The organism is Streptomyces sp. NPDC028711, from assembly GCF_055565415.1.
This window is the reverse complement of the sequence record NZ_JBVHUJ010000003.1, coordinates 580,681-605,735: the sequence shown is the minus strand read 5'-3', so window position 1 is coordinate 605,735 and position 25,055 is coordinate 580,681. Positions and strand designations below refer to the sequence as shown.

Annotated in this window: 20 protein-coding genes; 9 read left to right on the top strand and 11 right to left on the bottom strand. The window is 72.0% G+C overall.

Features of this window, described 5'->3' with window-relative positions; genetic code table 11:
- The first annotated feature begins 59 nt into the window (after positions 1-59).
- From ACZ4VK_RS13795 to ACZ4VK_RS13775, 5 genes are all read left to right on the top strand, one after another.
- Complete coding sequence (locus ACZ4VK_RS13795; protein ID WP_351219763.1) at positions 60-848, top strand: ATP-binding cassette domain-containing protein; 789 nt, start codon at positions 60-62, stop codon at positions 846-848.
- A complete protein-coding gene (locus tag ACZ4VK_RS13790) occupies positions 845-2,146 on the top strand; it encodes a sugar ABC transporter permease (RefSeq protein WP_468351776.1) in 1,302 nt (433 codons plus the stop codon). The genes ACZ4VK_RS13795 and ACZ4VK_RS13790 overlap by 4 nt, the downstream gene beginning before the upstream one ends.
- 241 nt (positions 2,147-2,387) lie before the next feature.
- The gene (dxs, locus tag ACZ4VK_RS13785; RefSeq protein ID WP_468351774.1) at positions 2,388-4,307 is read left to right on the top strand and encodes a 1-deoxy-D-xylulose-5-phosphate synthase; all 1,920 of its coding nucleotides are present in this window, start codon (positions 2,388-2,390) and stop codon (positions 4,305-4,307) included.
- Positions 4,308-4,499: 192 nt separating this feature from the next.
- A complete protein-coding gene (locus ACZ4VK_RS13780; RefSeq protein ID WP_468352068.1) occupies positions 4,500-5,978 on the top strand; it encodes an amino acid permease in 1,479 nt (492 codons plus the stop codon).
- A 99-nt stretch (positions 5,979-6,077) separates the two neighbouring features.
- Positions 6,078-7,163, top strand: coding sequence for a PLL family lectin (locus ACZ4VK_RS13775; protein WP_468351772.1), 1,086 nt, complete (start codon positions 6,078-6,080; stop codon positions 7,161-7,163).
- An 86-nt stretch (positions 7,164-7,249) separates the two neighbouring features.
- On the opposite strand, the gene ACZ4VK_RS13770 is transcribed toward ACZ4VK_RS13775, so the two are convergent.
- Both ACZ4VK_RS13770 and ACZ4VK_RS13765 read right to left on the bottom strand, forming a co-directional pair.
- Positions 7,250-9,388 (bottom strand): 3-hydroxyacyl-CoA dehydrogenase NAD-binding domain-containing protein, encoded by a 2,139-nt coding sequence (locus ACZ4VK_RS13770; protein WP_468351770.1) that lies wholly within the window; start codon positions 9,386-9,388, stop codon positions 7,250-7,252.
- Complete coding sequence (locus ACZ4VK_RS13765; protein WP_468351768.1) at positions 9,385-10,599, bottom strand: thiolase family protein; 1,215 nt, start codon at positions 10,597-10,599, stop codon at positions 9,385-9,387. Before ACZ4VK_RS13765 ends, ACZ4VK_RS13770 begins: the two co-directional genes overlap by 4 nt.
- Positions 10,600-10,870: 271 nt before the next feature.
- On the opposite strand from ACZ4VK_RS13765, the gene ACZ4VK_RS13760 reads away from it, so the two are divergent.
- The gene (locus tag ACZ4VK_RS13760; RefSeq protein WP_468351766.1) at positions 10,871-11,992 is read left to right on the top strand and encodes an alpha/beta hydrolase; all 1,122 of its coding nucleotides are present in this window, start codon (positions 10,871-10,873) and stop codon (positions 11,990-11,992) included.
- 62 nt (positions 11,993-12,054) lie between these two features.
- Here ACZ4VK_RS13760 and ACZ4VK_RS13755 read toward each other — a convergent pair whose 3' ends face one another.
- From ACZ4VK_RS13755 to ACZ4VK_RS13745, 3 genes are all read right to left on the bottom strand, one after another.
- Positions 12,055-13,338 carry an HRDC domain-containing protein gene (locus tag ACZ4VK_RS13755; RefSeq protein WP_468351764.1) on the bottom strand — a complete coding sequence of 428 codons (1,284 nt, stop codon included), beginning with the start codon at positions 13,336-13,338 and terminating at the stop codon, positions 12,055-12,057.
- Positions 13,339-13,420: 82 nt separating this feature from the next.
- Positions 13,421-14,086 carry a response regulator transcription factor gene (locus ACZ4VK_RS13750; RefSeq protein WP_073817496.1) on the bottom strand — a complete coding sequence of 222 codons (666 nt, stop codon included), beginning with the start codon at positions 14,084-14,086 and terminating at the stop codon, positions 13,421-13,423.
- A gap of 263 nt (positions 14,087-14,349) precedes the next feature.
- Positions 14,350-15,051, bottom strand: coding sequence for a DUF3000 domain-containing protein (locus tag ACZ4VK_RS13745; RefSeq protein WP_468351762.1), 702 nt, complete (start codon positions 15,049-15,051; stop codon positions 14,350-14,352).
- Positions 15,052-15,142: 91 nt separating this feature from the next.
- Here ACZ4VK_RS13745 and hemE point away from each other — a divergent pair, with 91 nt between their 5' ends.
- Positions 15,143-16,219: a uroporphyrinogen decarboxylase gene (gene hemE / locus ACZ4VK_RS13740; RefSeq protein WP_468351760.1), complete on the top strand. Its 1,077-nt coding sequence runs from the start codon at positions 15,143-15,145 to the stop codon at positions 16,217-16,219.
- A 31-nt stretch (positions 16,220-16,250) separates the two neighbouring features.
- Here the strand turns inward: hemE and ACZ4VK_RS13735 are convergent, their stop codons facing one another.
- The 3 genes from ACZ4VK_RS13735 to ACZ4VK_RS13725 form a co-directional block, all read right to left on the bottom strand.
- Complete coding sequence (locus ACZ4VK_RS13735) at positions 16,251-16,748, bottom strand: hypothetical protein (protein WP_468351758.1); 498 nt, start codon at positions 16,746-16,748, stop codon at positions 16,251-16,253.
- 66 nt (positions 16,749-16,814) lie between these two features.
- Positions 16,815-18,188, bottom strand: a complete 1,374-nt coding sequence (locus ACZ4VK_RS13730) for an FAD-dependent oxidoreductase (RefSeq protein ID WP_468351756.1) — start codon at positions 18,186-18,188, stop codon at positions 16,815-16,817.
- Positions 18,189-18,197: 9 nt separating this feature from the next.
- Entirely contained in the window at positions 18,198-19,205 is a 1,008-nt protein-coding gene (locus ACZ4VK_RS13725) for a DUF4349 domain-containing protein (RefSeq protein WP_468351754.1), read from the bottom strand.
- Positions 19,206-19,355: 150 nt separating this feature from the next.
- Between ACZ4VK_RS13725 and hemG the strand changes: the two genes are divergently transcribed.
- Complete coding sequence (hemG, locus tag ACZ4VK_RS13720; RefSeq protein ID WP_468351753.1) at positions 19,356-20,819, top strand: protoporphyrinogen oxidase; 1,464 nt, start codon at positions 19,356-19,358, stop codon at positions 20,817-20,819.
- Between the two features lie 17 nt (positions 20,820-20,836).
- A complete protein-coding gene (gene hemQ, locus ACZ4VK_RS13715; RefSeq protein WP_468351751.1) occupies positions 20,837-21,550 on the top strand; it encodes a hydrogen peroxide-dependent heme synthase in 714 nt (237 codons plus the stop codon).
- A 189-nt stretch (positions 21,551-21,739) separates the two neighbouring features.
- Here the strand turns inward: hemQ and ACZ4VK_RS13710 are convergent, their stop codons facing one another.
- From ACZ4VK_RS13710 to ACZ4VK_RS13700, 3 genes are all read right to left on the bottom strand, one after another.
- Entirely contained in the window at positions 21,740-22,780 is a 1,041-nt protein-coding gene (locus ACZ4VK_RS13710; RefSeq protein WP_468351749.1) for a TIGR04222 domain-containing membrane protein, read from the bottom strand.
- A 1-nt stretch (position 22,781) separates the two neighbouring features.
- Positions 22,782-24,233 carry an MbnB/TglH/ChrH family RiPP precursor modification enzyme gene (locus tag ACZ4VK_RS13705; RefSeq protein WP_468351748.1) on the bottom strand — a complete coding sequence of 484 codons (1,452 nt, stop codon included), beginning with the start codon at positions 24,231-24,233 and terminating at the stop codon, positions 22,782-22,784.
- A gap of 82 nt (positions 24,234-24,315) precedes the next feature.
- Positions 24,316-25,047, bottom strand: a complete 732-nt coding sequence (locus tag ACZ4VK_RS13700) for a peptidyl-tRNA hydrolase (protein WP_468351746.1) — start codon at positions 25,045-25,047, stop codon at positions 24,316-24,318.
- Positions 25,048-25,055 lie beyond the last annotated feature (8 nt).

The following is a 25,055-nucleotide window of genomic DNA, read 5'->3' as shown; positions in this document are numbered from 1 at the left end:
CGAAACTTCGGCGCTGCACCGGCGGCGCGACATGCCGCCGCCCGCGGGCGGCGAAGGAGTTGGTTCACGTGTCCCAGACGCCCGTGCTGGCGTTGCGCGGGATCTTCAAGCGGTTCGGAGCGGTTCAGGTCCTCTCCGGTGTCGATCTCGAAGTCCACGCAGGAGAGGTCGTCGCGCTCGTCGGCGACAACGGAGCAGGAAAGTCCACGCTCGTCAAGACGATCGCCGGTGTGCACCCCATCGACGAGGGCGTCATCGAGTGGGAGGGCGAGCGCGTCGAGATCCAGCGCCCGCACGACTCCCAGAACCTCGGTGTCGCGACCGTCTACCAGGACCTCGCGCTCTGCGACAACCTCGACGTCGTCGCCAACCTGTTCCTCGGCCGCGAGATCAAGAAGGGCAGCGTCCTCGACGAGGTCGCCATGGAGAAGCGGGCCAAGGACCTGCTCTCCACGCTCTCCATCCGCATCCCCAGCGTCCGCATCCCCGTCGCCGCCCTCTCCGGCGGCCAGCGGCAGGTCGTCGCCATCGCGCGCGCCCTGGTCGGCAACCCCAAGATCGTGATCCTGGACGAGCCGACCGCCGCCCTCGGCGTCGAGCAGACCGCCCAGGTCCTCGACCTCGTCGAGCGGCTGCGCGAGCAGGGCCTCGGCGTCATCCTCATCAGCCACAACATGGCCGACGTGAAGGCCGTCGCCGACACCGTCGCGGTGCTCCGCCTGGGCCGCAACAACGGCACCTTCCCGGTCGCCACCACCACGCACGAAGAGATCATCGCCGCGATCACCGGTGCCACGGACAACGCCGTGACCCGCCGTCAGGCCCGCAACGCGGAGGTAGCGAAGTGAGCAACACCCCTTCCACCGCGAGCGACCAGGCCGCCGTGCCCGACCCCCGTACGAGCGAGGAGGCGCCGGCCGCCGCCGCGATCCCCGCCGTCGACCCCCGCCTCCTCGTGCGCGAGCAGGGCTTCAAGGGCTACGTCGACGAGTTCAAGCGCAAGATCCGCTCCGGCGAGATCGGCTCGCTGCCCGTCGTCGTCGGCCTCGTCGTCATCGGCATCGTCTTCCAGGCCCTGACCGGCAACTTCATCACCTCGTACAACCTCGACCAGATCACGCTGTACGCGGTCGGCCCCGGCATCATGGCCGTCGGCATCGTCTTCGTGCTGCTGCTGGGCGAGATCGACCTCGCCGTCGGCTCCGTGGCGGGTCTGGCCGGAGCGGTCTGGGGCGTCCTCGGCACCGACATGCCCGACGGCCTCGCGATCGTCCTCGGCATCCTGTCCGGCACCCTGCTCGGCGCCTTCCACGGTCTGGTCTTCGCGAAGATCGGCGTGCCCGCCTTCGTCGTCACCCTCGCCGGCTTCCTCGGCTGGGCCGGGCTCCAGACCTGGGTCATGGGCGACAAGTCGACCATCCCGACGCCCATCGGCAGCTTCGTCGGCGACCTCACCAAGTACTACTTCTCCGACGTCGCCGCCGCCTACGGCCTCGCCGTGGCCGTCGTCGCCGCGTTCTACCTCGCCCAGCTGCGCGACGCCCGCCGCCGCAAGGCCGCCGAGCTGCCGCACCGCCCGCAGAGCGAGATGATCCTGCGCACCGCCGTCCTCGCGGTCCTCGTCCTCGTCGCCGCCTACGGCTTCAACCAGGAGCAGGGCCTGCCGCTCTCGCTCGTGATCTTCCTGGTGATCCTCCTCGTCACCGACTTCGTCCTGCGCCGCACCACCTACGGCCGTCAGGTCTTCGCCGTCGGCGGCGGCATCGAGGCCGCCCGCCGCGCCGGCATCAACGTCTCGTGGATCCGGATCTCGGTCTTCATGATCTCCGGCACCATGGGCGCCATCGGCGGTCTGTTCCTCGCCTCCGCGACCGGCGGTGCCGACCGCTCCCTCGGCGGCGGCAACCAGCTGATGATGTGCATCGCCGCGGCGGTCATCGGCGGTACGTCCCTGTTCGGCGGACGCGGCAAGGTCTGGTCGGCGCTCCTCGGCATCCTGGTGATCCAGTCGATCGTCCAGGGCCTCAACCAGATGAACCTGTCCTCCAACGCGATCCAGTACATGATCACCGGAGCGGTCCTGCTCATCGCGGTGATCATCGACTCGGTCTCCCGCAAGACGCAGAAGACGGCGGGACGCGCCTAGCTTCTCGGGACACCCGTCCCGCGCGCGTAACGCTCGCCACACCTGCCCGGCGCCGCGAAACCGGCGCCGGGCACTGCTGCGTCCGGAGCAGTGAACCGGCACGCACAGGCCCGTACAGATCAGCGGCACGTAGGCCGTGAGGGTGACGCCTCACCCCGTGGCCCGATGCCCGCGATCCAGGGCGGAACATTAGACTCGACAAATCGGCAAGCTCGACCAGCTCAAACGCAAGGAGGAACGGGTGGCTCTGCTGACCCGTATCAGGGGACCGCGAGATCTGGACCGGCTCTCCCCGGAACAGCTGGACCAGCTGGCCGACGAGATCAGGACGTTCCTCGTGGACGCCGTCTCCAAGACCGGCGGGCACCTCGGGCCCAACCTCGGCGTGGTCGAGCTGACCATCGCCCTGCACCGCGTGTTCGACTCCCCGAAGGACCGGGTCCTCTGGGACACCGGCCACCAGAGCTACGTCCACAAGCTGCTCACGGGCCGCCAGGACTTCTCCAAGCTCAAGATGAAGGGCGGCCTCTCCGGCTACCCCTCGCAGGCCGAGTCCGAGCACGACGTCATCGAGAACTCCCACGCCTCCACGGTCCTCGGCTGGGCCGACGGCCTCGCCAAGGCCAACGAGGTCCTGAAGAAGGACGACCACGTCGTCGCCGTCATCGGCGACGGAGCCCTCACCGGCGGCATGGCCTGGGAGGCGCTGAACAACATCGCCGCCGCCAAGGACCGCCCGCTCGTCATCGTCGTCAACGACAACGAGCGCTCCTACGCCCCCACCATCGGCGGCCTCGCCAACCACCTGGCGACCCTGCGCACCACCGACGGCTACGAGCGCTTCCTCGCCCGCGGCAAGGACATCCTGGAGCGCACCCCCGTCGTCGGGAAGCCGCTCTACGAGACCCTCCACGGCGCCAAGAAGGGCCTCAAGGACTTCATCGCCCCCCAGGGCATGTTCGAGGACCTCGGCCTCAAGTACGTCGGCCCCATCGACGGCCACGACATCGAGGCCCTGGAGTCCGCCCTGACGCGCGCCAAGCGCTTCGGCGGCCCCGTGATCGTCCACTGCCTCACCGAGAAGGGCCGTGGCTACCAGCCCGCCCTCCAGGACGAGGCCGACCGCTTCCACGCCGTCGGCAAGATCCACCCCGACACCGGCCTGCCCATCGCCTCCTCCGGCGCCGACTGGACCGGCGTCTTCGCCGAGGAGATGGTCGCGCTCGGCAAGGAGCGCGAGGACATCGTCGCCATCACGGCGGCCATGCTCCAGCCCGTCGGCCTCGACAAGTTCGCCAAGGCCTACCCCGAGCGGGTCTTCGACGTCGGCATCGCCGAGCAGCACGCCGCGGTCTCCGCCGCGGGCCTCGCCACCGGCGGACTGCACCCCGTCTTCGCGGTGTACGCCACCTTCCTCAACCGCGCCTTCGACCAGGTCCTGATGGACGTGGCCCTGCACAAGTGCGGAGTCACCTTCGTCCTGGACCGGGCCGGTGTCACCGGCACCGACGGCGCCTCCCACAACGGCATGTGGGACATGTCGATCCTCCAGGTCGTCCCCGGCCTGCGGCTCGCCGCCCCGCGCGACGCCGACCAGGTCCGCGCGCAGCTCCGCGAGGCCGTCGAGGTCACCGACGCGCCGACCGTCGTCCGCTTCTCCAAGGGCGCGGTCGGCCCCGCCGTCCCCGCCCTACGCAGGGTCGGCGGCATGGACGTGCTCCGCGAGCCCGGCAGCGACCGGCCGGACGTCCTCCTGGTCTCCGTGGGCGCCCTCGCGCCCATGTGCCTGGAGATCGCGAACCTCCTCGACAGCCAGGGCATCACCACGACCGTCGTCGACCCCCGTTGGGTCAAGCCGGTGGACGAGGCCCTCGCCCCACTGGCCGAGCGTCACCGGGTCGTCGTCACCGTCGAGGACAACAGCCGCGTCGGCGGTGTCGGTTCGGCCGTCGCGCAGGCGCTGCGCGACGCCGGGGTGGACGTACCGCTGCGTGACTTCGGCATCCCGCCGCGCTTCCTCGACCACGCCTCCCGCGCCGAGGTCATGGCCGAGATCGGACTGACCGCCCCGGACATCGCCCGGCAGGTCACCGGTCTGGTCTCACGCCTCGACGGAAGGTTCGAGAGCAGCGCGCAGGCCGTGGAGCCCGCCCGCGACTGACGGTTCGCGTCACCCCGCGTCACCCACGGGCCGGTCGGCTCACTCTTCGGAGTGCCGACCGGCCCGTTCGCGTGCATTCTGACCTCTAGGGGTGAGCCCGGCCTGATCGACAAGACACCCCCAGGGCCCGCAGCCCCACGGCAGGGAGGTACGACGGTGAGCACGGACCAGCAGCCACGGGCGAACTCCGGAATGTTCCGGACCAAATCGGTCGAACAGTCGATCCGTGACACGGAGGAACCGGAGCACGCACTCCGGAAATCCCTGTCCGCCTGGGATCTGACGGTGTTCGGCGTCGGTGTCATCATCGGCACCGGCATCTTCGTCCTGACCGGAAAGGTCGCCAAGGAGAACGCGGGCCCGGCCACCGCCCTCGCGTTCGTCGCGGCGGGCATCGTCTGCGCCCTCGCCGCCCTCTGCTACGCCGAGTTCGCCTCGACGGTGCCGGTGGCCGGATCGGCGTACACCTTCGCGTACGCCTCGATCGGCGAACTGCCCGCCTGGATCATCGGCTGGGACCTCGTCCTGGAGTTCGCGCTCGGCACGGCGGTGGTCGCCGTCGGCTGGTCCGGCTACGTCCGCTCGCTCATGGACAACGCCGGCTGGCACCTACCGGCGTGGATGGAGGGTCCGGACGTGGAGGGCGGCACCTTCGACATCCTCGCCTTCGTGCTCGTCCTGGTCCTCACCGCGGTCCTCGTCCTCGGCATGAAGCTCTCCGCGCGGATCACCGCGGTCGTCGTGGCGATCAAGGTGACCGTGGTGATGATCGTGATCATCGCCGGTCTCTTCTTCATCGTCGGCGACAACTACAAGCCCTTCATCCCGCCGGCCGTCACCCCCGAGGGCGGCGGCTCCAACTGGGACTCCCCGCTCGTCCAGCTGCTGTTCGGCTACGAGCCCACCAACTTCGGCGTCATGGGCATCTTCACCGCCGCCTCGGTCGTCTTCTTCGCCTTCATCGGCTTCGACGTCGTCGCCACCGCCGCCGAGGAGACCAAACTGCCGCAGCGGGACATGCCCCGCGGCATCCTGGGCTCGCTCTTCATCTGCACCGTGCTCTACGTGGCCGTCGCCCTGGTCGTCACCGGCATGCAGCACTACACGGAGCTGTCCGTGAGCGCCCCGCTCGCCGACGCCTTCAAAGCCGCCGGACACCCCTTCTACGCGGGCGTCATCAGCTTCGGCGCCGCCGTCGGCCTCACCACGGTCTGTCTGATCCTGCTCCTCGGCCAGACCCGGGTGTTCTTCGCCATGAGCCGCGACGGCCTGCTGCCGCGCTTCTTCTCCGTCACGCACCCGCGCTTCAAGACCCCGTACCGCCCCACGATCCTGCTCGGCGTGCTCATCGCGATCATCGCCGGCTTCACCAGCATCAACGAGCTCGCGACCCTGGTGAACATCGGCACCCTCTTCGCCTTCGTGCTCGTCGCCTTCGGCGTCATCGTGCTCCGCCGCACCCGCCCCGACCTGCCGCGCGCCTTCCGCACCCCCTGGGTGCCCGCGCTGCCGATCCTCTCCATCGCCGCCTCGCTCTGGCTGATGCTCAACCTGCCCGGCGAGACCTGGTTCCGGTTCGCCGTCTGGATGGCGATCGGCATCGTCGTGTACTTCCTGTACGGGCGCGGTCACAGCCGGCTCGGGCGGGAGGGCCCGGACGCCCGCTACTGAGCGGGTGACGCGACAGCCGTGGGAGGGACCCTCCGGAAGGGCGACTACAGTCGGTTCGTACCCGAACTCCTTCCGACGACCGGAGTGCTGGATCCCCCCATGGCGAATCGATCCCAGGCCCCCACCGCCCGTTCACACGGCTCCTCCACCGCCCCCGTGCTCCAGGGGCGCTGGCTGACCAGAGGGGCGGAGGGCCGGTTCAGCGCCTATCTGCCCCGGGACGGGGACGTGGTGCGCTGGACCGAGGAGCAGGACGGCCGCTGGAGCGGGCCCGTCTCGCTCGGCGGCGACGGTCTGATGCCCTTCCTCGCGGTGGGCCAGGGCCCTGACCGGTACGTCCACCTCGTCGCCCTGCGGCCGGCCGACGGGGGAGAGGATCACGTCGAGCTGGTGCACAGCGTCCAGTTCCAGACGGGCCGCCCCACGGTCGCCTGGCGGCCGATCGGGCACTCCAACGGCAAGGGGCCGTGGACCGGCAACCCCGCGGTCGCCGTCGACGCCCAGGGCCGCGCGTACGTCTTCATGCGCAACGGGGGCGGCGGTCTGAGCGTACGGGCCCAGAAGGACGCCGGCGGCTGGCACCCCTGGTGGGACCTGCTCGGCTCCAGGACGGACCCCTCGCCCGCCGCCGTCACCAACGGCTCCGGCCTCGTCGAGCTGTACAGCTCGCACGCCAAGGGCCTCGTCCGCTACGTCCAGCGGGAGCCCGGCGCGAAGCCGATCCGCGAGGAGCTGGTCCCGGCCTCGGTGACCATGGGCACCCTGGCGGCCACCACCGGCCCCTCCGGGCACGCCACCCTCTTCTACCTCGACGAGGACGGCCGGGTCTGCGCCTGGTCGCCCGAGCGCTCCCTCGAACCCACGCCGCTGGGCGACGCGGCCGGCACCGGACGGCTCTCCGTCACCCGCTGCCTCATCGACGGCCACGACTGCACGGTCCTCGCCCAGCAGTCCGCCGACGGCCGGCTCGCCCTCGCCGCCTACCCGAGCGAGCGGGAGGGCGAGGGGGGCATCGCGTGGTCGGAGACCGGCGACGCCCGCGGCGACCTCGACACCGTCCTCACCCGGGGCCTCGACGGGCGTCTCGTCGTGATGGCGCTCGCCGGCGGGAGCTCGCTGCTCACCACCCGTCAGAAGGCGGCGGCGGAGGGGCTCCTCCTGGAGGGCTGGCGCTCCATAGGGTGAAACCCGCCCCTGACCCGCCCGCGGAACGGCGAACGGCCCCGGCACCTGGAGAAGGTGCCGGGGCCGTACGCGTACGTACCGGGGGGTTACGCCGGGACGCTCGCCACGCCCTGCGCCAGGAAACGCCTGCCGTTGACGCGCTCGGAGACGCCCTCACGGTCCAGGTACGGCGTGATGCCGCCCAGGTGGAAGGGCCAGCCGGCACCCGTGATCAGGCAGAGGTCGATGTCCTGCGCCTCGGCGACGACACCCTCCTCCAGCATCAGACCGATCTCCTGCGCGACCGCGTCCAGGACGCGGTCGCGGACCTGCTCCTCGGTCAGGACGGAGTCGCCCTGGACGAGGAGGGCGGCGACCTCCGGGTCGAGCTCCGGCTTGAAGCCGTTCTCCGCGTTGTAGACGTAGAAGCCGCGCTTGCCGGCCTCGACCACACGCTTGAGGTTCGGCGAGACGGTGAAGCGGTCCGGGAAGGAACGGTTCAGGGTCTCGGAGACGTGCAGACCGATCGCCGGGCCCACGAGCTCCAGGAGCACCAGCGGCGACATCGGCAGACCGAGCGGCTCGATGGCCTTCTCGGCCGTCTCGACCGGGGTGCCCTCGTCGATGACGTTCTGGATCTCGCCCATGAAGCGGGTCAGGATGCGGTTCACGACGAACGCCGGGGCGTCCTTGGTGAGGACCGCGGTCTTCTTCAGCTTCTTCGCGACACCGAACGCGGTGGCCAGCGAGGCGTCGTCCGTCTTCTCGCCGCGGACGATCTCCAGGAGCGGGAGGATCGCGACCGGGTTGAAGAAGTGGAAGCCGACCACGCGCTCCGGGTGCTGGAGCTTCGACGCCATCTCGGAGACCGAGAGCGAGGAGGTGTTGGTGGCGAGGATCGCGTGCGCCGGGGCGACCGCCTCGACCTCCGCGAACACCTTCTGCTTGACGGACATCTCCTCGAACACGGCCTCGATGATGAAGTCCGCGTCCGCGAAGCCCTCGGCCTTGTCGAGGACGCCGGAGACCAGGCCCTTGAGACGGTTGGCCTTGTCCTGGTTGATGCGGCCCTTGCCGAGCAGCTTCTCGATCTCGGCGTGGACGTAGCCCACGCCCTTGTCGACGCGCTCCTGGTCGATGTCGGTCAGGACGACCGGCACCTCAAGGCGGCGCAGGAAGAGCAGGGCCAGCTGGGAGGCCATCAGGCCGGCGCCGACGACACCGACCTTGGTGACCGGGCGGGCCAGCGACTTGTCCGGGGCGCCGGCGGGGCGCTTGCCGCGCTTCTGCACCAGGTTGAAGGCGTAGATGCCGGAGCGCAGCTCGCCGCCCATGATCAGGTCCGCGAGGGCCTGGTCCTCGGCGTCGAAGCCCTTCTGCAGGTCGCCGTCCTTGGCGGCCTCGATGATGTCGAGGGCGCGGTAGGCGGCCGGGGCGGCGCCGTGCACCTTGGAGTCGGCGATGGCACGGCCCTTGGCGACGGCCTGGTCCCAGGCCTCGCCGCGGTCGATCGCGGGGCGCTCCACGGTCACGGAGCCGTTCAGGACGGAGGCCGTCCAGATCAGCGACTGCTCCAGGAAGTCCGCGCCCTCGAACAGCGCGTCGGCGATGCCGAGCTCGAAGACCTGCTTGCCCTTGAGCTGACGGTTCTGGTTCAGCGAGTTCTCGATGATGACCGAGACGGCCTTCTCCGCGCCGATCAGGTTCGGCAGGATGGCGCAGCCGCCCCAGCCGGGGACCAGACCGAGGAAGACCTCGGGCAGCGAGAAGGCCGGCAGGGCCTTCGAGACGGTGCGGTAGCTGCAGTGCAGACCGACCTCGACGCCGCCGCCCATGGCCGCGCCGTTGTAGTACGCGAAGGTCGGCACGGCGAGCGCGGAGAGACGCTTGAAGACGTCGTGGCCGCCCTTGCCGATGGCGAGCGCCTCGTCGTGCTTCTTGAGCAGCTCGACGCCCTTGAGGTCGGCGCCGACGGCGAAGATGAACGGCTTGCCGGTGATGCCGACGCCGACGATCTCACCGTTCGCGGCCTCGGCCTCGACCTGGTCGATCGCCGTGTTCAGGTTGGCGAGGGACTGCGGGCCGAAGGTGGTCGGCTTGGTGTGGTCGAAGCCGTTGTCCAGGGTGATCAGCGCGAACCGGCCCGCACCCGCGGGCAGTTCGAAGTGCCGTACGTGGGCGCTGGTGACGACCTCGTCCGGGAAGAGCTCGGCGGCGCCCTTCAGAAGCTCGGCGGTGGTGCTCACTTGCCCTCCCAGTGGGGGTTTTCCCAGATGACCGTGGCGCCCATGCCGAAGCCGACGCACATCGTGTTGAGGCCGTAGCGGACCTCCGGGTGCTCCTCGAACTGGCGGGCCAGCTGCGTCATCAGACGGACGCCGGAGGAGGCCAGCGGGTGACCGTAGGCGATCGCGCCGCCGTACTGGTTGACGCGGGCGTCGTCGTCGGCGATGCCGTAGTGCTCGAGGAACGCCAGGACCTGGACCGCGAAGGCCTCGTTGATCTCGAAGAGGCCGATGTCCTCGATCGAGAGACCGGCCTGGGCGAGCGCCTTCTCGGTCGCGGGGATCGGACCGTAGCCCATGACCTCGGGCTCGACGCCGGCGAAGGAGTACGAGACGAGGCGCATCTTGACGGGGAGGTCGTTCTCCCGCGCGAAGTCCTCGGAGGCGATGATCGAGGCGGTGGCGCCGTCGTTGAGACCGGCCGCGTTGCCCGCGGTCACGTTGCCGTGGACGCGGAACGGCGTCTTCAGGTTGGCGAGCGACTCCAGGGTGGTGCCCGGACGCATCGGCTCGTCGGCGGTGACCAGGCCCCAGCCGGTCTCGCCGGCGGCGGCGTCGGTGCGGCGCACCGAGATCGGCACCAGGTCCTGCTGGATCTTGCCGTCGGCGTACGCCTTGGCGGCCTTCTCCTGCGAGCGCACGGCGTACTCGTCGGCGCGCCGCTTGGTGATGCTCGGGTAGCGGTCGTGCAGGTTCTCGGCGGTCATGCCCATGAACAGGGCGGACTCGTCGACGAGCTTCTCCGACACGAAGCGCGGGTTCGGGTCGACGCCCTCGCCCATGGGGTGACGGCCCATGTGCTCGACGCCACCGGCGATGACGGCGTCGTACGCGCCGAACGCGATGGAGCCGGCGACGCTCGTCACGGCGGTGAGGGCACCGGCGCACATGCGGTCGATCGAGTAGCCCGGCACCGACTGCGGCAGCCCGGCGAGGATGCCCGCCGTACGGCCGAGCGTCAGACCCTGGTCGCCGATCTGCGTGGTCGCGGCGATGGCGACCTCGTCGATCTTCGCGGGGTCGAGGCCCGGGTTGCGGCGCAGCAGCTCCCGGATGGCCTTGACGACGAGGTCGTCGGCGCGGGTCTCGTGGTAGATGCCCTTCGGGCCCGCCTTGCCGAACGGGGTGCGGACGCCGTCGACGAAGACGACGTCCCTGACGGTACGAGGCACGATGGCTCTCCTCCAGGGTGCGGGGTGGCACTGCTGCTGCGGCACACGCCTAAGCGTGCGCTTGCTTCCCCCATGCTACTTGTGAGTAACCGGGCTGCCCAGCCCCTGGGGGGCAAGCGGCGAAGGTCACATCCCGCATGCGTCCGATCGGAGGGTCCCACACCCCGATGGGCCCAGGGCGGCAACCGTGCCGTGGCGCGCGGTCCCCGGCGGGCGGAGGCTGGTCCGGCCGGGGCGCGGCCCCCGGACCCACCGAGCGGAACGGGCTCCCATGGCGATCGTCACCACCGACCACGAGGTCACCCACACGTCCACCGTCCCCGCGAACAAGGGGGAGACGGTCAGACTCTTCGTCCGGGAGCGGAACGGCACGCCCGGCGGAGGGACGCGCACCCCGGTCCTGATGCTCCACGGCCGGAGCGTTCCCGTGCTCGCGGGCTTCGACCTCCCGTACAAGTCCTACAGCTGGGCGGAGGCGCTGGCGAAAGCCGGCTACGACGTCTTCATGATGGACCTGCAGGGCTCCGGGCTCTCGCCGCGCCCCCAGATGGACGACCCCCGCAACGTCAACCCCGCCCAGCAGGGCCAGCTGACGCCGAGGCCGGTGGGATTCACGCCGGGACCGCCCCCTTACCCGTTCCAGCTGACCAACTCGAACAGCGACCGGGACGAACTGAACACCGTCGTGGAGTTCATCCTCACCGAGTGCGAGGCGGAGAAGGTCGCCTTCATCGGCTGGTCCGCCGCCGCGTTCACGATGGGCCCGTACGCGGTCAAGAACGCGAAGAAGGTCTCCAGCCTCTTCCTCCTCGCGCCGATCTTCCCGCCCCTCGGCACGTCGAACCCGCCGGCCACGCTGCCGCTTCCGGGCTTCCCGACCTTCGTCGGCGGGAAGACGGGATTCATCACGGCCTGGGGCAACGAGGTGCACTGCGACGGCCAGCGCGAAGCCGGCATCGCCGACGTGGCGTGGGACGCGATCATGAAGTGCGACCCGGTCGGCCACACCTGGGGACCCCCGGAGGGGCTCAACCGGATCAGGAACTTCTTCCGGTGGGGATGGAACAACACCACCGCGGCGCAGGGCGGCGTGCTCGGCGGCGGCGTGCCCGTCCTCATGGTGTACGGGGAGCACGACAGCCAGGTGAACACGTCACCGCCCAGCACCAACCCGGAACTCAACTTCTCGGTCCCCGCGCTCTACAAAGCCGTCGCGGGCCCGCACAAGCTGATGGTGAAGCTGGCCTGTGCGGGGCATTCGGTGGTGTGGGAGATGCAGCACAAGAACGTGCACAACCTCTCGAAGCACTGGCTCAAGCACCTCAAGGTCGAGGGCAAGACCCAGGGCGTCTTCACCATGGACACCGCCGGAAACCTCACCCCGGTCCCGTAGGCCTGTCCCGAGACGACGGAGCCCCCGACCGCACACGGGCCGGGGGCTCTCTTCGAACGGGGTCACGCCGTCGCCGTCAGCGCCTTCACCAGGAGCGGGGTCACGAGCTCGACCTGCCAGGCGCGCGCGCCGTGACCCGCCAGGGCCTCCGCCACGCCCTCGGCGCCGGCCGGGGACGGCGGCTCCCAGCAGACCCGGCGCACGGTGTCCGGGGTGATCAGGTTCTCCTGCGGGAGGTTCAGCTCCTCCGCGAGTGCCGAGACCGCCGCGCGCGCCGCCGAAAGGCGGGCCGCCGCGACGGGGTCCTTGTCCGCCCAGGCGCGCGGCGGGGGCGGCCCCGCCACCTGCTGGCCGGGCTGCGGGAGCTCGCTCTCCGGCAGGGCCCTGGCGCGGTCCACCGCGGCCTGCCACTGCTCCAGCTGACGGCGGCCCATCCGGTGGCCGAAACCGGGCAGCGCCGTCAGCGCGGCCAGGTTCACCGGCACCGCGAGCGCCGCTTCCACGATCGCCGCGTCGCTCAGCACCTTGCCGGGGGAGACGTCCCGCCGCTGGGCGACCTTGTCACGGGCCGTCCACAGCTCCCGTACGACCGCCATCTGGCGACGGCGGCGCACCTTGTGCATGCCGGAGGTCCGGCGCCACGGGTCCTTGCGGGGCGGGGCGGGCGGGGCCGCTGCGATCGCGTCGAACTCCTGGTGGGCCCAGTCCAGCTTGCCCTGCCGGTCGAGCTCCTTCTCCAGGGCGTCCCGCAGGTCGACGAGGAGCTCGACGTCCAGGGCCGCGTACCGCAGCCAGGGCTCGGGGAGCGGCCGGGTCGACCAGTCCACCGCTGAGTGGCCCTTCTCCAGGGCGTAGCCGAGGACGGACTCGACCATCGCGCCGAGGCCGACCCGGGGGAAGCCCGCGAGCCGCCCGGCGAGCTCCGTGTCGAACAGGGAGGTCGGCAGCATGCCTATGTCACGGAGGCAGGGGAGGTCCTGCGTCGCGGCGTGCAGGATCCACTCGGTCCCGGCGAGCGCCTCGCCGAGTCCGGAGAGGTCGGGGCAGCCCACGGGGTCGATGAGCGCGGTGCCCGCGCCCTCGCGGCGGAGCTGCACGAGATAGGCGCGCTGGCCGTAGCGGTAGCCGGAGGCGCGCTCGGCGTCCACGGCGACGGGGCCGCTGCCTGCGGCGAAGGCGGCGATCACCTCGGCGAGGGCGTCCTCGGTCTCGACGACGGGCGGAACACCCTCGCGGGGCTCCAGCAACGGGATCGGAAGCCCATTCGCAGGGACATCGTCGTCCGGGGGGCCGCCCCCGGTGGTGCGCAGTGCTGTGTCTGCTGCGGTCTCTTGGGCGTCGGTCACGTGTCAAGGGTATCGGTGAACGGCAAGCGCCTGTCGACGGAACGTTCCGTCGACAGGCGCTTGCTCGTCCTGGGCCGGTCTGTCAGTGGATGATCCCCGTCCGCAGGGCCACCGCGACCATGCCGGCGCGGTCGCCGGTGCCCAGCTTGCGGGCGATGCGGGCGAGGTGGCTCTTCACGGTGAGGGCCGAGAGGCCCATGGAGACGCCGATCGCCTTGTTGGACTGGCCCTCCGCGACGAGCCGGAGCACCTCGACCTCCCGGCCGGAGAGCTCGCGGTAGCCGCCCGGGTGGCTCGGGGCACCCGGGGGGCGGCGGTGGCCGAGACGGGCGGCCGCGGCGCCGATGGGGGCGGCGCCGGGCCGGGTGGGGTGGCCGATGTTGTTCCGGGTGCCGGTGACGACATAGCCCTTCACGCCGCCCGCCAGGGCGTTCCGTACGGCGCCGATGTCATCGGCGGCCGAGAGGGCGAGGCCGTTGGGCCAGCCCGCGGCGCGGGTCTCGGACAGCAGGGTCAGGCCGCTGCCGTCGGGCAGGTGGACGTCGGCAACGCAGATGTCGCGCGGGTTGCCGACGCGGGGACGTGCCTCCGCGATGGACGAAGCCTCGATCACGTCACGTACTCCGAGGGCCCACAGGTGGCGGGTCACGGTGGAACGGACGCGCGGGTCGGCCACGACGACCATGGCCGTCGGCTTGTTCGGGCGGTAGGCGACCAGGCTTGCGGGCTGCTCGAGGAGAACGGACACCAGGCCTCCTGGGGGGAAGGGTGCGGGACGGAGCCGGCTCGGGGAAGAAGCCGGGGGCGAACCCGTGCTGTGAAGGGGTCACTCACTCCTTCGGCAGCTGGGCCGCCCGCCTTTAGGGAAAGATCACGATTTGGTGAGTAACAATTAGGGCAATTCGGACGCGTGATCGATCATCCTACGAGCGGACCCCGTCCCGTCACCCCCACGGGGGAGCGCCGGAGCCGCCGTTCGGACACCCCCGCGAGGTGGCTTGAACACGCCCCTCAGGTCTGCTGCGGACCCCGTCGCTGCGGCAGCGAGACGATCCCCGCGCCCGACACCGTCCCCGCCGCTCCCGCCACCGGCTCCGCCGGCGCGGGCGGCAGGCCCGCGATCTGACACAGCAGATCGCACCAGGCCGCCAGATGCGCCCCGGTGTCCGGCACCCCGCCCAGGCCCTCGCGCGGCGTCCAGGACGCCCGGATCTCGATCTGCGTCGCCGGCCTGCGGTCCGCGAGACCGCCGAAGTAGTGCGAGCCCGCCATCGTCACCGTGCCGCTCGCCTCACCGTAGGCGAGCCCCCGGGCCTCCATGGCACCGGTCAGCCAGGACCAGCACACCTCGGGCAGCAGCGGATCCGCCGCCATCTCCGGCTCCAGCTCCGCCCGGACGAGCGTCACGAGCCGGAACGTGCCCTTCCAGGCGTCGTGCCCCTCCGGATCGTGCAGCAGCACCAGACGCCCGTCCGCCAGGTCCTCCTCGCCGTCCACGACGGCCGCCTCCACCGCGTACGCGTAAGGGGCGAGGCGCTGCGGCGGCCTCGTCGGGTCGATCTCGATCTCCGGCCGCAACCGCGCCGAACGCAGGGCCTCCACCGCCCGCCGGAACACCGGTGGCACCGGGTTCGTCTCCGTACTGTCCGCCGTTTCGTCCGTCCCTCGATCGCCGTCGGAATGATCGGAAAAATGTCCCTGAGCCGCAGCCATGCGGGGAAGAGTAGGCGGAACGCGCCCTCCGTGCAGGGAGGGACACCCTGCCCGGACGAGCGGCTTCCCGCCACATGCGAAGATTCTGGGCGTGAGCGCCAACGACCGCCCCTCGGGCCAGCAGACGAAGCAGCAGTCGCGGACCTACGACTCCGCGTTCCTCAAGGCGTGCCGGCGAGAGCCGGTGCCGCACACCCCCGTCTGGTTCATGCGGCAGGCCGGGCGCTCCCTCCCCGAGTACCTGAAGGTGCGCGAGGGCATCCCCATGCTCGAGTCGTGCATGCGGCCCGAGCTGGTCACCGAGATCACGCTCCAGCCGGTCCGCCGCCACAAGGTCGACGCCGCCATCTTCTTCAGCGACATCGTCGTCCCCCTCAAGGCCATCGGCATCGACCTCGACATCAAGCCCGGCGTCGGCCCCGTCGTCGCCGACCCGATCCGCACCCGCGCCGACCTCGACCGGCTGCGCGACCTGACCCCCGAGGACGTCACCTACGTCACCGAGGCCATCGGGATGCTCACCGGCGAGCTGGGCGACACCCCGCTCATCGGCTTCGCCGGCGCGCCCTTCACCCTCGCGAGCTACCTCGTCGAGGGCGGCCCGTCGCGCAGCCACGAGCGCACCAAGGCGATGATGTACGGCGACCCGCAGCTCTGGGCCGACCTGCTCGACCGCCTCGCCCAGATCACCTCGGCGTTCCTGAAGGTCCAGATCGAGGCCGGCGCCTCCGCCGTCCAGCTCTTCGACTCCTGGGTCGGCGCCCTCGCCCCGGCCGACTACCGCCGCTCGGTGATGCCGGCCTCCGTGAAGGTCTTCGACGCGGTCGCCGGCTACGGCGTCCCGCGCATCCACTTCGGCGTCGGTACGGGCGAGCTGCTCGGCCTCATGGGCGAGGCCGGCGCGGACGTCGTCGGCGTCGACTGGCGTGTCCCGCTCGACGAGGCCGCCCGCCGCGTCGGCCCCGGCAAGGCGCTCCAGGGCAACCTCGACCCCGCCGTGCTCTTCGCCTCACGCGAGGTCGTCGAGGCCAAGACGGACGAGGTGCTCGCCGCCGCGCGGGACCTGGAAGGACACGTCTTCAACCTGGGCCACGGCGTCATGCCGTCGATGGACCCCGACGCCCTGTCCCGTCTGGTCGACTACGTGCACACGCGGACGGCCCGCTGAGGCGAGCCGTCCGCGCGCGGGGCGGTCGAGGTCAGTACTCGCAGTTGATCGGCGGGTTGCCGGTGTTCACCTGGCAGGCGTCGAAGCCGGTGCCGCCGTCGGCGGTGCCGTCGTTCACGTTGACCCTGAGGTAGTCGTTGCCGAAGTTGCCCCGGACGGCGCCGCCGGAGGCGAGCAGGCCGTCGACGACGAGGTAGTCGGAGCCCTCGTTACCCGCGAGGACTCCGCTCACCACGACGTTCGAGCGCGACGTGATGTAGTCGCGGCCCAGGCCGCCGGAGACGGTACCGGCGGCCTGGCCGGTCAGAACGATGTTGTCGTCGCCGCCGAGGCCGTTGACCTGATCGCCGGGGTCCACGGACGAGCACACGATGTAGTCGTTGCCCGCGGTGCCGTTCACGACCGGGCCGGACCTGGGGGACCCGTTGACGGTGCAGGAGGTCACCGCGTGCGCGGGGGCCGCGGCCAGGGCGAGGGGGGCGATGACGAGAGAGGCGGCGCAGAGCGCACGCGCGGTGTGTCGGATCATGCGAAGAGTGACGCATGGTGACGGATCGCGTGCAAGTCATTACCGCGTGTCACTCTGCCGCTCGGGTCATCCCGCCGCCCGAACGGCCGCCGTCGCCTTCCGCGCCGCGATCAGGACCGGGTCCCACACCGGCGAGAACGGCGGCGCGTACCCCAGGTCCAGGGCCGTCATCGCCTCCGCCGTCATCCCCGCCGTCAGCGCCACGGCCGCGATGTCCACCCGCTTCGCCGCACCCTCCCGGCCCACGATCTGCACCCCGAGCAGCCGCCCCGTCCGCCGCTCGGCCAGCATCTTCACCGTCATCGGCGCGGCACCCGGGTAGTACCCCGCCCGGCTCGTCGACTCCACCGTCACCGTCACGAACCGCAGCCCCACCTCGCGGGCGTCCTTCTCCCGCAGGCCCGTCCGCGCGATCTCCAGGTCGCACACCTTCGACACCGCCGTGCCCACCACACCCGGGAACGTCGCGTAGTCACCGCCCACGTTCGCGCCGATGACCTGGCCGTGCTTGTTCGCGTGCGTCCCCAGCGGCACGTACCGCTCACGGCCCGAGACCAGGTCGAGGACCTCCACGCAGTCACCGCCCGCCCAGATGTTCGCGTGGCCCCTGACCCGCATCGCCAGATCCGTCAGGAGTCCGCCGTGCGCTCCGAGGGGCAGGCCCGCCGCCCGCGCGAGCGAGGTCTCCGGCACCACCCCCATCCCGAGGACCACCACGTCCGCCGGGTACTCGGCGTCCTCCGTCGCCACCGCCCGGGCCCGGCCGTCCTCACCCGTCAGGATCTTCGTGACCTCCGCCGAGGCGACCGTCGTGATCCCCAGGCCGTCCATCGCCCGGTGCACCAGGCGGCCCATGTCCGGATCGAGGGTCGCCATCGGCTGCTCGCCCCGGTGCAGCACCGTCACCTCGTAGCCGCGGGCCAGCAGTGCCTCGGCCATCTCCACGCCGATGTAGCCCGCGCCGACCACCACCGCACGCCGCCCCGGCGCCCGGTCGAGTGAGTCGAGCAGCGCCTGCCCGTCGTCCAGGGTCTGCACGCCGTGCACGCCCGGCGCGTCGATCCCCGGCAGCGCCGGGCGCTTCGGCCGCGCCCCTGTCGCGATCACCAGCTTGTCGAAACCCGTCCAGGCCTCCGTACCCCTCTCCAGATCCCGCGTACGGATCCGCTGCCCGGGCACGTCGACGGACGTCACCTCCGTCCGCATCCGCAGATCGATCGCGCGCTCCCGGTGCTCCTCGGGGGAGCGGGCGATCAGCTCGTCGCGGGAGGCGACGTCGCCGCCGACCCAGTACGGGATGCCACAGGCCGAGTACGAGGAGAAGTGACCGCGCTCGAAGGCGACGATCTCCAACTCCCCGGGGGCCTTCAGCCTGCGCGCCTGCGACGCGGCGGACATCCCCGCCGCGTCCCCACCGATGACCACCAGTCGTTCCGTCATGAGAAGAAACTACTTCGCGCCGGTCTCCGGGTGTTCGGGAGCCGTGGCAGCCCCGGCGGCGTTGCGCGGGGTGTCCGGCAGGGCAGGGGCGGCCGGACGGGGCCGTGCCGCGCGGCGCGGGCGGATCAGGCGGTGCCACACGACGAACGCGATCAGGGCGACCGCGAGCCACGGGGCAAGGGCCGCCAGGATGAGGCCGATCCAGGTCACCGCGGCGACCAGGGCGTTCCAGCCGCCGCTCAGGGCGTCCCCGAAGCCGGGACCGCCCTCCTCCGGCTCCTCGGGCCGCGGCTTCTCCTTCTCCGTCAGCTCCAGGGTGATCGTCGCCAGGGACGTCCGGTCCCTCAGCGAGGACTGCTGGGCGAGCAGCGCCTCCAGGTCCGCCTGACGGCGGCTCAGCTCGCCCTCCAAGGTCACCACGTCCGCCAGCTTCTCCGCCCGCTGCATCAGCGCCCGCACCCGTGCCACGCTCGCGCGCTGGGTGGCGATCCGGCTCTCCACGTCCACCACCTGCTCGGTGACGTCCTTGGCGTCCGCCTTGCGGCCGAGGAGCTTCCCGGTGCCCGCGAGCTCGGCGAGCACCGTGTCGTACCGCTCCTGCGGCACCCGCAGCACGACCCGCGAGGTGACGTACATGTCGTCGACCCGTTCCGTCGCCTCGTTCTCGATCCGCCCGCCCGCGCCGGCCGTCACCCGGCGGGCCGTGGCCAGGGCCTTCGTCACGTCGTCGACCTCCACCGAGAGGGAGGCGGTACGGATGACGTGCTGCTCGGCGGGCGCCTTCGACTGCTTCCCGGCCTGCTCGGCGCCCGAGGAGCCGTCAGCGGCCCCGGGGGCCTCGGCCCCGCTGCCGCCCTTCGCGCCGGCGGCCGCGCTCAGGTCCCGCTTGCCGTCCGCGCCCATGTCGGTGCCGTCGGCGCCGCAGCCGGTCACGACCAGGGCGGCCGTGAGCAGGGCCGCTGCCGTTGCCGCCGCACGTGTGCGCGTCGTTCTCGCCGTCGTTCGTGCGCTCCGCATCGTGTCCCCCCAGGGATGGTGGTGAGTGTCGCCACTGCGATGCCTCTTCGACGTACGGGCCCCCGGAACGGGTTGCCCTCCTGCGGTAGCGATGCGGTCACGGTCGGGCCTCGGAACGGGAGCGGGCGGGCGATTTGAGAGAGTGGTGCCATGAACGCGGACACCACGGGATCCCATGTCGTCGTCGCCGGAGGCGGTATCGCCGGGCTCGCGGCCGCCCACCGGCTTGCCGTCGCCGGACACCGGGTGACCCTCCTCGAAGCGGGGAGCCGGCTCGGCGGCAAGCTCCTCGCCGGGGAGATCGCGGGCGCCCCCGTGGACCTCGGCGCCGAGTCGCTGCTCGCCCGCCGCCCGGAGGCCGTCGCTCTGGCCCGGGCCGTCGGCCTCGGCGACCGGCTCCAGGCCCCCGCCACCACCACCGCGTCCGTCTGGTCCCGCGGCGAGCTCGTCCCCATGCCCAAGGGCCACGTCATGGGAGTCCCCGGCGACGCCCACGCCGTCGACCGGCTCCTCTCCGACGAGGGCGTACGCCGGATCGGACGCGACGGCGAGCTGCCCCCGACCGAGATCGGCGAGGACATCGCCATCGGCGCGTACGTCGCCGACCGCATGGGCCACGAGGTCGTCGACCGGCTCGTGGAACCCCTCCTCGGCGGGGTGTACGCCGGTGACGCCTACCGCATCTCGATGCGGGCCGCCGTCCCCGCCCTCTTCGAGGCCGCCCGCAGCCACCCCACGCTCACCGCCGCCGTCCGCGCCGTCCAGCGGGCCGGCGCCGCCGTCCCCACCGACGCGGCGGGCGCCGCCACCGGCCTCGGCGGCTCCGTCTTCCTCGGTGTCGAGGGCGGAGTCGGCACCCTGCCGGGCGCGGTCGCCGACGCGATCCGCGCCGCGGGCGGCGAGATCCTCACCGACGCCCCCGTGACCGCACTGCGCCGCACCGGCCCCACCGGCTGGCAGGTCGTCAGCGGCGACCGGGTCCTCAGCGCGGACGCCGTCGTCCTCGCCACCCCCGCGGGGCCCGCCGCCAGGCTCCTCGCCCCGCACGCGCCCGCGGCCTCCGCCGAGCTCGACACCGTCGCGTACGCCTCCATGGCCCTGGTCACCCTGGCCTTCCGCCGCTCCGACATGCCCGCCCTGGCCGGATCCGGCTTCCTCGTTCCCCCCGTCGACGGCCACACGATCAAGGCCTCCACCTTCTCCTCGCAGAAGTGGCGCTGGGTCGCCGACGGCGCCCCCGACCTGTTCGTTCTGCGCACCTCCGTCGGCCGCCACGGCGAGGAGGAGCAGCTCCACCGCGAGGACGCCGACCTCGTCGCCGCCTCCCTCAAGGACCTCGCCGCCGCCACCGGGCTCGGGGCGCGCCCCGTCGCCACCACGGTCATCCGCTGGACCGGCGGCCTGCCCCAGTACCCCGTCGGCCATCTCGACCGCGTCGCCCGGGTCCGCGAGGCCGTCGCCGCGCTCCCCGGCCTGCGGGTCGCGGGCGCCGCGTACGACGGCGTCGGCATCCCCGCCTGCGTCGCCTCCGCCCACCGCGCGGCGGACGAGATCGCGGAGGAGATCATCGCCACGTCGAAAAGGACCGACCCCGGTGCGGGGCACTCCCTGTGACGGGCGAGAATAGGCGTATGAGTGCGCCCGAAAAGATCCCGAACGCCGGTAAGAAGGCGAAGGACCTCAACGAGGTCATCCGCTACACCCTGTGGTCCGTGTTCAAGCTGCGCGATGTCCTGCCCGAGGACCGCGGCGGTTACGCCGACGAGGTCCAGGAGCTGTTCGACCAGCTCGCGGCCAAGGACATCACCGTCCGCGGCACGTACGACCTGTCCGGTCTGCGCGCCGACGCCGACGTCATGATCTGGTGGCACGCCGAGACGAGCGACGAGCTCCAGGAGGCGTACAACCTCTTCCGCCGCACCAAGCTGGGCCGCGCCCTGGAGCCGGTCTGGTCCAACATGGCGCTGCACCGCCCCGCCGAGTTCAACAAGTCGCACATCCCGGCCTTCCTGGCCGACGAGAACCCGCGCGACTACGTCTCGGTCTACCCCTTCGTCCGCTCCTACGACTGGTACCTGCTGCCGGACGAGGACCGCCGCCGGATGCTCGCCGACCACGGCAAGATGGCCCGTGGCTACCCGGACGTCCGCGCCAACACGGTCGCCTCCTTCTCCCTCGGCGACTACGAGTGGCTCCTCGCCTTCGAGGCCGACGAGCTGCACCGCATCGTGGACCTCATGCGTCACCTGCGCGCCTCCGAGGCGCGGATGCACGTCCGCGAAGAGGTCCCCTTCTACACCGGTCGCCGCAAGAGCGTCGCCGACCTGGTGGCGGGCCTGGCCTGACGGCCGTACGAACCTGGTGGCGGCCCGGCTCCCGGCCGGGCGCGCCACCCCTCGACCCGGAAGATCAGACGGCAGGCGGGAACGTTGCCTGCCGTTCCAGCGACACCGGGTCCGGCTCCGGGTGCGGCGCGCGTGACGCGCGCCGCACCGGCGTCATTTCCGGGCCTTTCCGGCGTCCTTGGCGGACGGTCAGCTGCTGGAGCTCGAACACGAACTCCCGCTGGAACTCGAGCTGGAGCACGAGCTGGAGCTGGAGCTCGAACACGAGCTTGAGCTGGAGCACGAGCTGCCCCCGCCTCCGCCCCCGCAGCCGGCGCCTCCGCCGGAGCACGAGCTTCCGCCGCCGGAACACGAGCCTCCCCCGCCCCCGCCCCCGCAGGAGCTCACCCCCGCGCACCACACGACGGCGGCCGCGAGGTCGTCGCCCGTGTCGGCGTACCCGTGCCGCACCGGACGCCTGCCGCCGCTCCGGCGTCGCCGGACCGGCCCGGAGAACCTGGCCGCGGCGACGAGCTGCTCCCGCAGCACCGGATCGGGCAGGGCCCGCAGCCCGTGCAGGGCGACGAGCAGGCCCGCGTCCCCGAGGTGGGCGTGCGCCCGTCCGTACGCGGAGACCGCGGCCTGGCCGGCCGGGGTGATCTGCCGGGCGGAGAGCGACCCGCAGACGAAGGCGGTGATCACGCAGGCGAACAGCACCGGCAGCACCTTGAGGATGAACGGGACCGACGTCCCCGCGTCGGTGGCGAAGTCCACGGCGGTGAGGAGGGCCGACACCGGGAAGAGCACGAAGGCGGTGAGGCCGACGGCGACGCACCACCGGACCGTGGTGCGGCGGACCGCCAGGTGCACGACGAGCCCGCGCGCCGCGAGCCCCTCGCCGATCTCCTGGACCGCAGGGTGCCGCATGACCGCGAGCCGGAGGTGGTGCAGGGCCCCGTGCGGGGCGGCGGCATGCGCCTGGAGCACGGCGCGCTCCACCGGGTCGTACGCGGTGGGACGGAGGACGGCCACGATGCCGGGGCCGCCCACCGCGAGCCTGCCGTCCGCCTGGAGGGCGGCGAGGGCGGTGTCGACGACCCTGGCGGGACCGCCGTTGAGGAACGCGGCCTCGTAACGGTCGTGGACGGCTCCGCCGGGTCCCCGGCGGGCCCGGGCGACCCGGGTGACGAGCAGCGCGATGCCGGTGGCACCGGCCAGGTAGTAGAGCGTGACCAGGACGTTCACAGGCACCTCATCTCCGTACGAGTGCGTGACGTGCGGCCCGCACGAGCCGCGTGGCGCGGCCCGGCGGACGGCTGCCGGAACGGTCCTGCCACCACTCCGTGAGCTGCCGCCGTGCCACCGGATCCTCCGGCCGCCCGGCCACGAGCAGGTGTTCGGCGAAGTCGAGCGCGTCCCGGCGGTAGCCGCCGGTCATGGGACGGGACCTGGCGTACGCGAGGAACGCCGGCCGGAAGCCCGTGCCGAGGATCTCCGGCAGCTCCGGCGCGACCTTCGCGACCACCCCGGCCCGCTTCGCCGCGAGCGCCCGGCTCTGCACGCCGAGCCGACGGCTGTCGAAGCCCTCGGGGACGGGGGTTCCGGCGACGAGCGCGGAGAGGAGCGAGGCCTGGGCGAGGCCGAGGCGCTGGCGGGCGGCCCGCGTGGGTGCGGGGGGCGTCTCGACGGGGGCGCTCGGCATCGCCCCGCCCGAGACTCGGGCCCCGGCACCGATGAGCAACGGCTGCGTCACCGCTGTGGGCATACGTTCCGCAGGGGCGGTGGGGGTCCCCCCGGACGAAGTCTGGGGGAGGGTGGGCACAGCCCCGTAGCGCGGCGCCCCTTGGCTGGAACCCGTACCCCGGTGAGTCCTTGTCCGCGGCGTACCCGTCAAGGTCCCCCGGATTGTTTCCAGTTCCGCCGCCAGCTCCTCCGCCGGCGGGAAGTCGTCGTCCCGCTCCAGGAGCACGCCCGGCGGCGACACCCGTGACGCGAGGTCCGCGAGGACGTCAAGGACGGCCTTCGGCACCGGGTGCGCGTGCGTGTCGTGCCAGACCCCGTCCCGCTCGACGCCACCCGCCACATGCACGTACGCGATGGCGTCGACCGGCAGTTCGGACAGGGCCCGCGCCGGGTCCTCGCCCCGGTTGACGTGGTTGGTGTGGAGGTTGGCGACGTCGATGAGGAGCCGTACCCCCGTACGCTCCACCAGCTCCGCCAGGAACCGTCCCTCCGACATCTCCTCGCCCGGCCACGCGATCAGGGCCGCGATGTTCTCCAGGGCGAGCGGTACGGGCAGCGCGTCCTGCGCGATCCGTACGTTCTCGCAGAGCACGTCGAGGGCGTCCCGCGTCCGGGGCACGGGAAGCAGATGGCCCGCTTCGAGCAGCGGGCTCGCCGTGAGCGGCCCCCCGGCCCGTACGAACGCGATGTGTTCCGTGACCAGCGGCGCGCCGAGCGCCACCGCCTTCTCGCCGAGCGCGGCGAGCCGCGCCGGGTCGGGCCGGTCCGCACCCCCGAGGCCGAGCGAGACGCCGTGCGGGACGACCGTGACGCGGCGCTCGCGGAGCCGGGTCAGTGAATCGGGCAGATGGTCCGCGCAGATGTTCTCCGCGACGACCTCCACCCAGTCGAGACCGGACAGTCCCTCCACCGCCTCAGCGATCTCGGGACGCCAGCCGATGCCGATGCCGAGTTCCGTCATGTCCCCCTCCTTCGGTCCTCAGTCACCCACGTCATGACCCTCGCGGGAACGTTCGAACCCCAGGAGGGGGACGTTCAGAGCTTCATTTGAGGTTCGGGAACGCCGAGACCACCGTGCACGAGCCCGGCGCGATCTCGGTGAACCCCGCGTCCCGCACCACCGGGAGGCCGCTCGTCGTCAGGCCTGCCCAGTCCTCCTCCGGCGCCGTCCGTACCGCGAGCGGGAACCCCGCCTCCCGCCAGGCCTTGCGGTCGGCCTCCGCCATCGCCCACCACAGCAGCTGCGCCCCGTGCCCGGCCTGCGCCATCGCCTTGCCCGCCGACATGTCGAGCCCGGGGTTGAACCACAGCACCGCCGTCCCCTCCGGTACGGGTCCGGGCGCGGCCGGGTCGTCGAGGTCGGTGCCCGAGACCTGGAGCTTGGCCAGCTCCTTGGGCCAGCCGTCGAGGGGGACCGGCGGGAAGACCCGTACCTCCGCCTCCGTACCGCTGACCGTGATCCCGGGGAGCGCCGCGGCCCGCCGCCACTCGGCGCCGCGCGCCCGGCGCACCACCTTGCGGATCCTGGCGTCCTGCCAGTCCGTCATGACCCGGGCCCACTCGCCCTCGCCGAGGGAACGGTCGTCGGTCAGGATCTCCAGGACCGCGCGCGCGGCGGTCTCGAGCGCGTCGGTACGGGCCGGCGGCGCGTCCCGCTCGATGCGGACGACCAGCGGGAGGACGAACTGCGGCTTCTCGTCGCGGAGATCGGCGTCGGGGACTTCGGCGTCGCGGAGGTCGGTGCTGCCGGCGGAATCGGTGTCGTTGCTGCTCACCTAGCAAG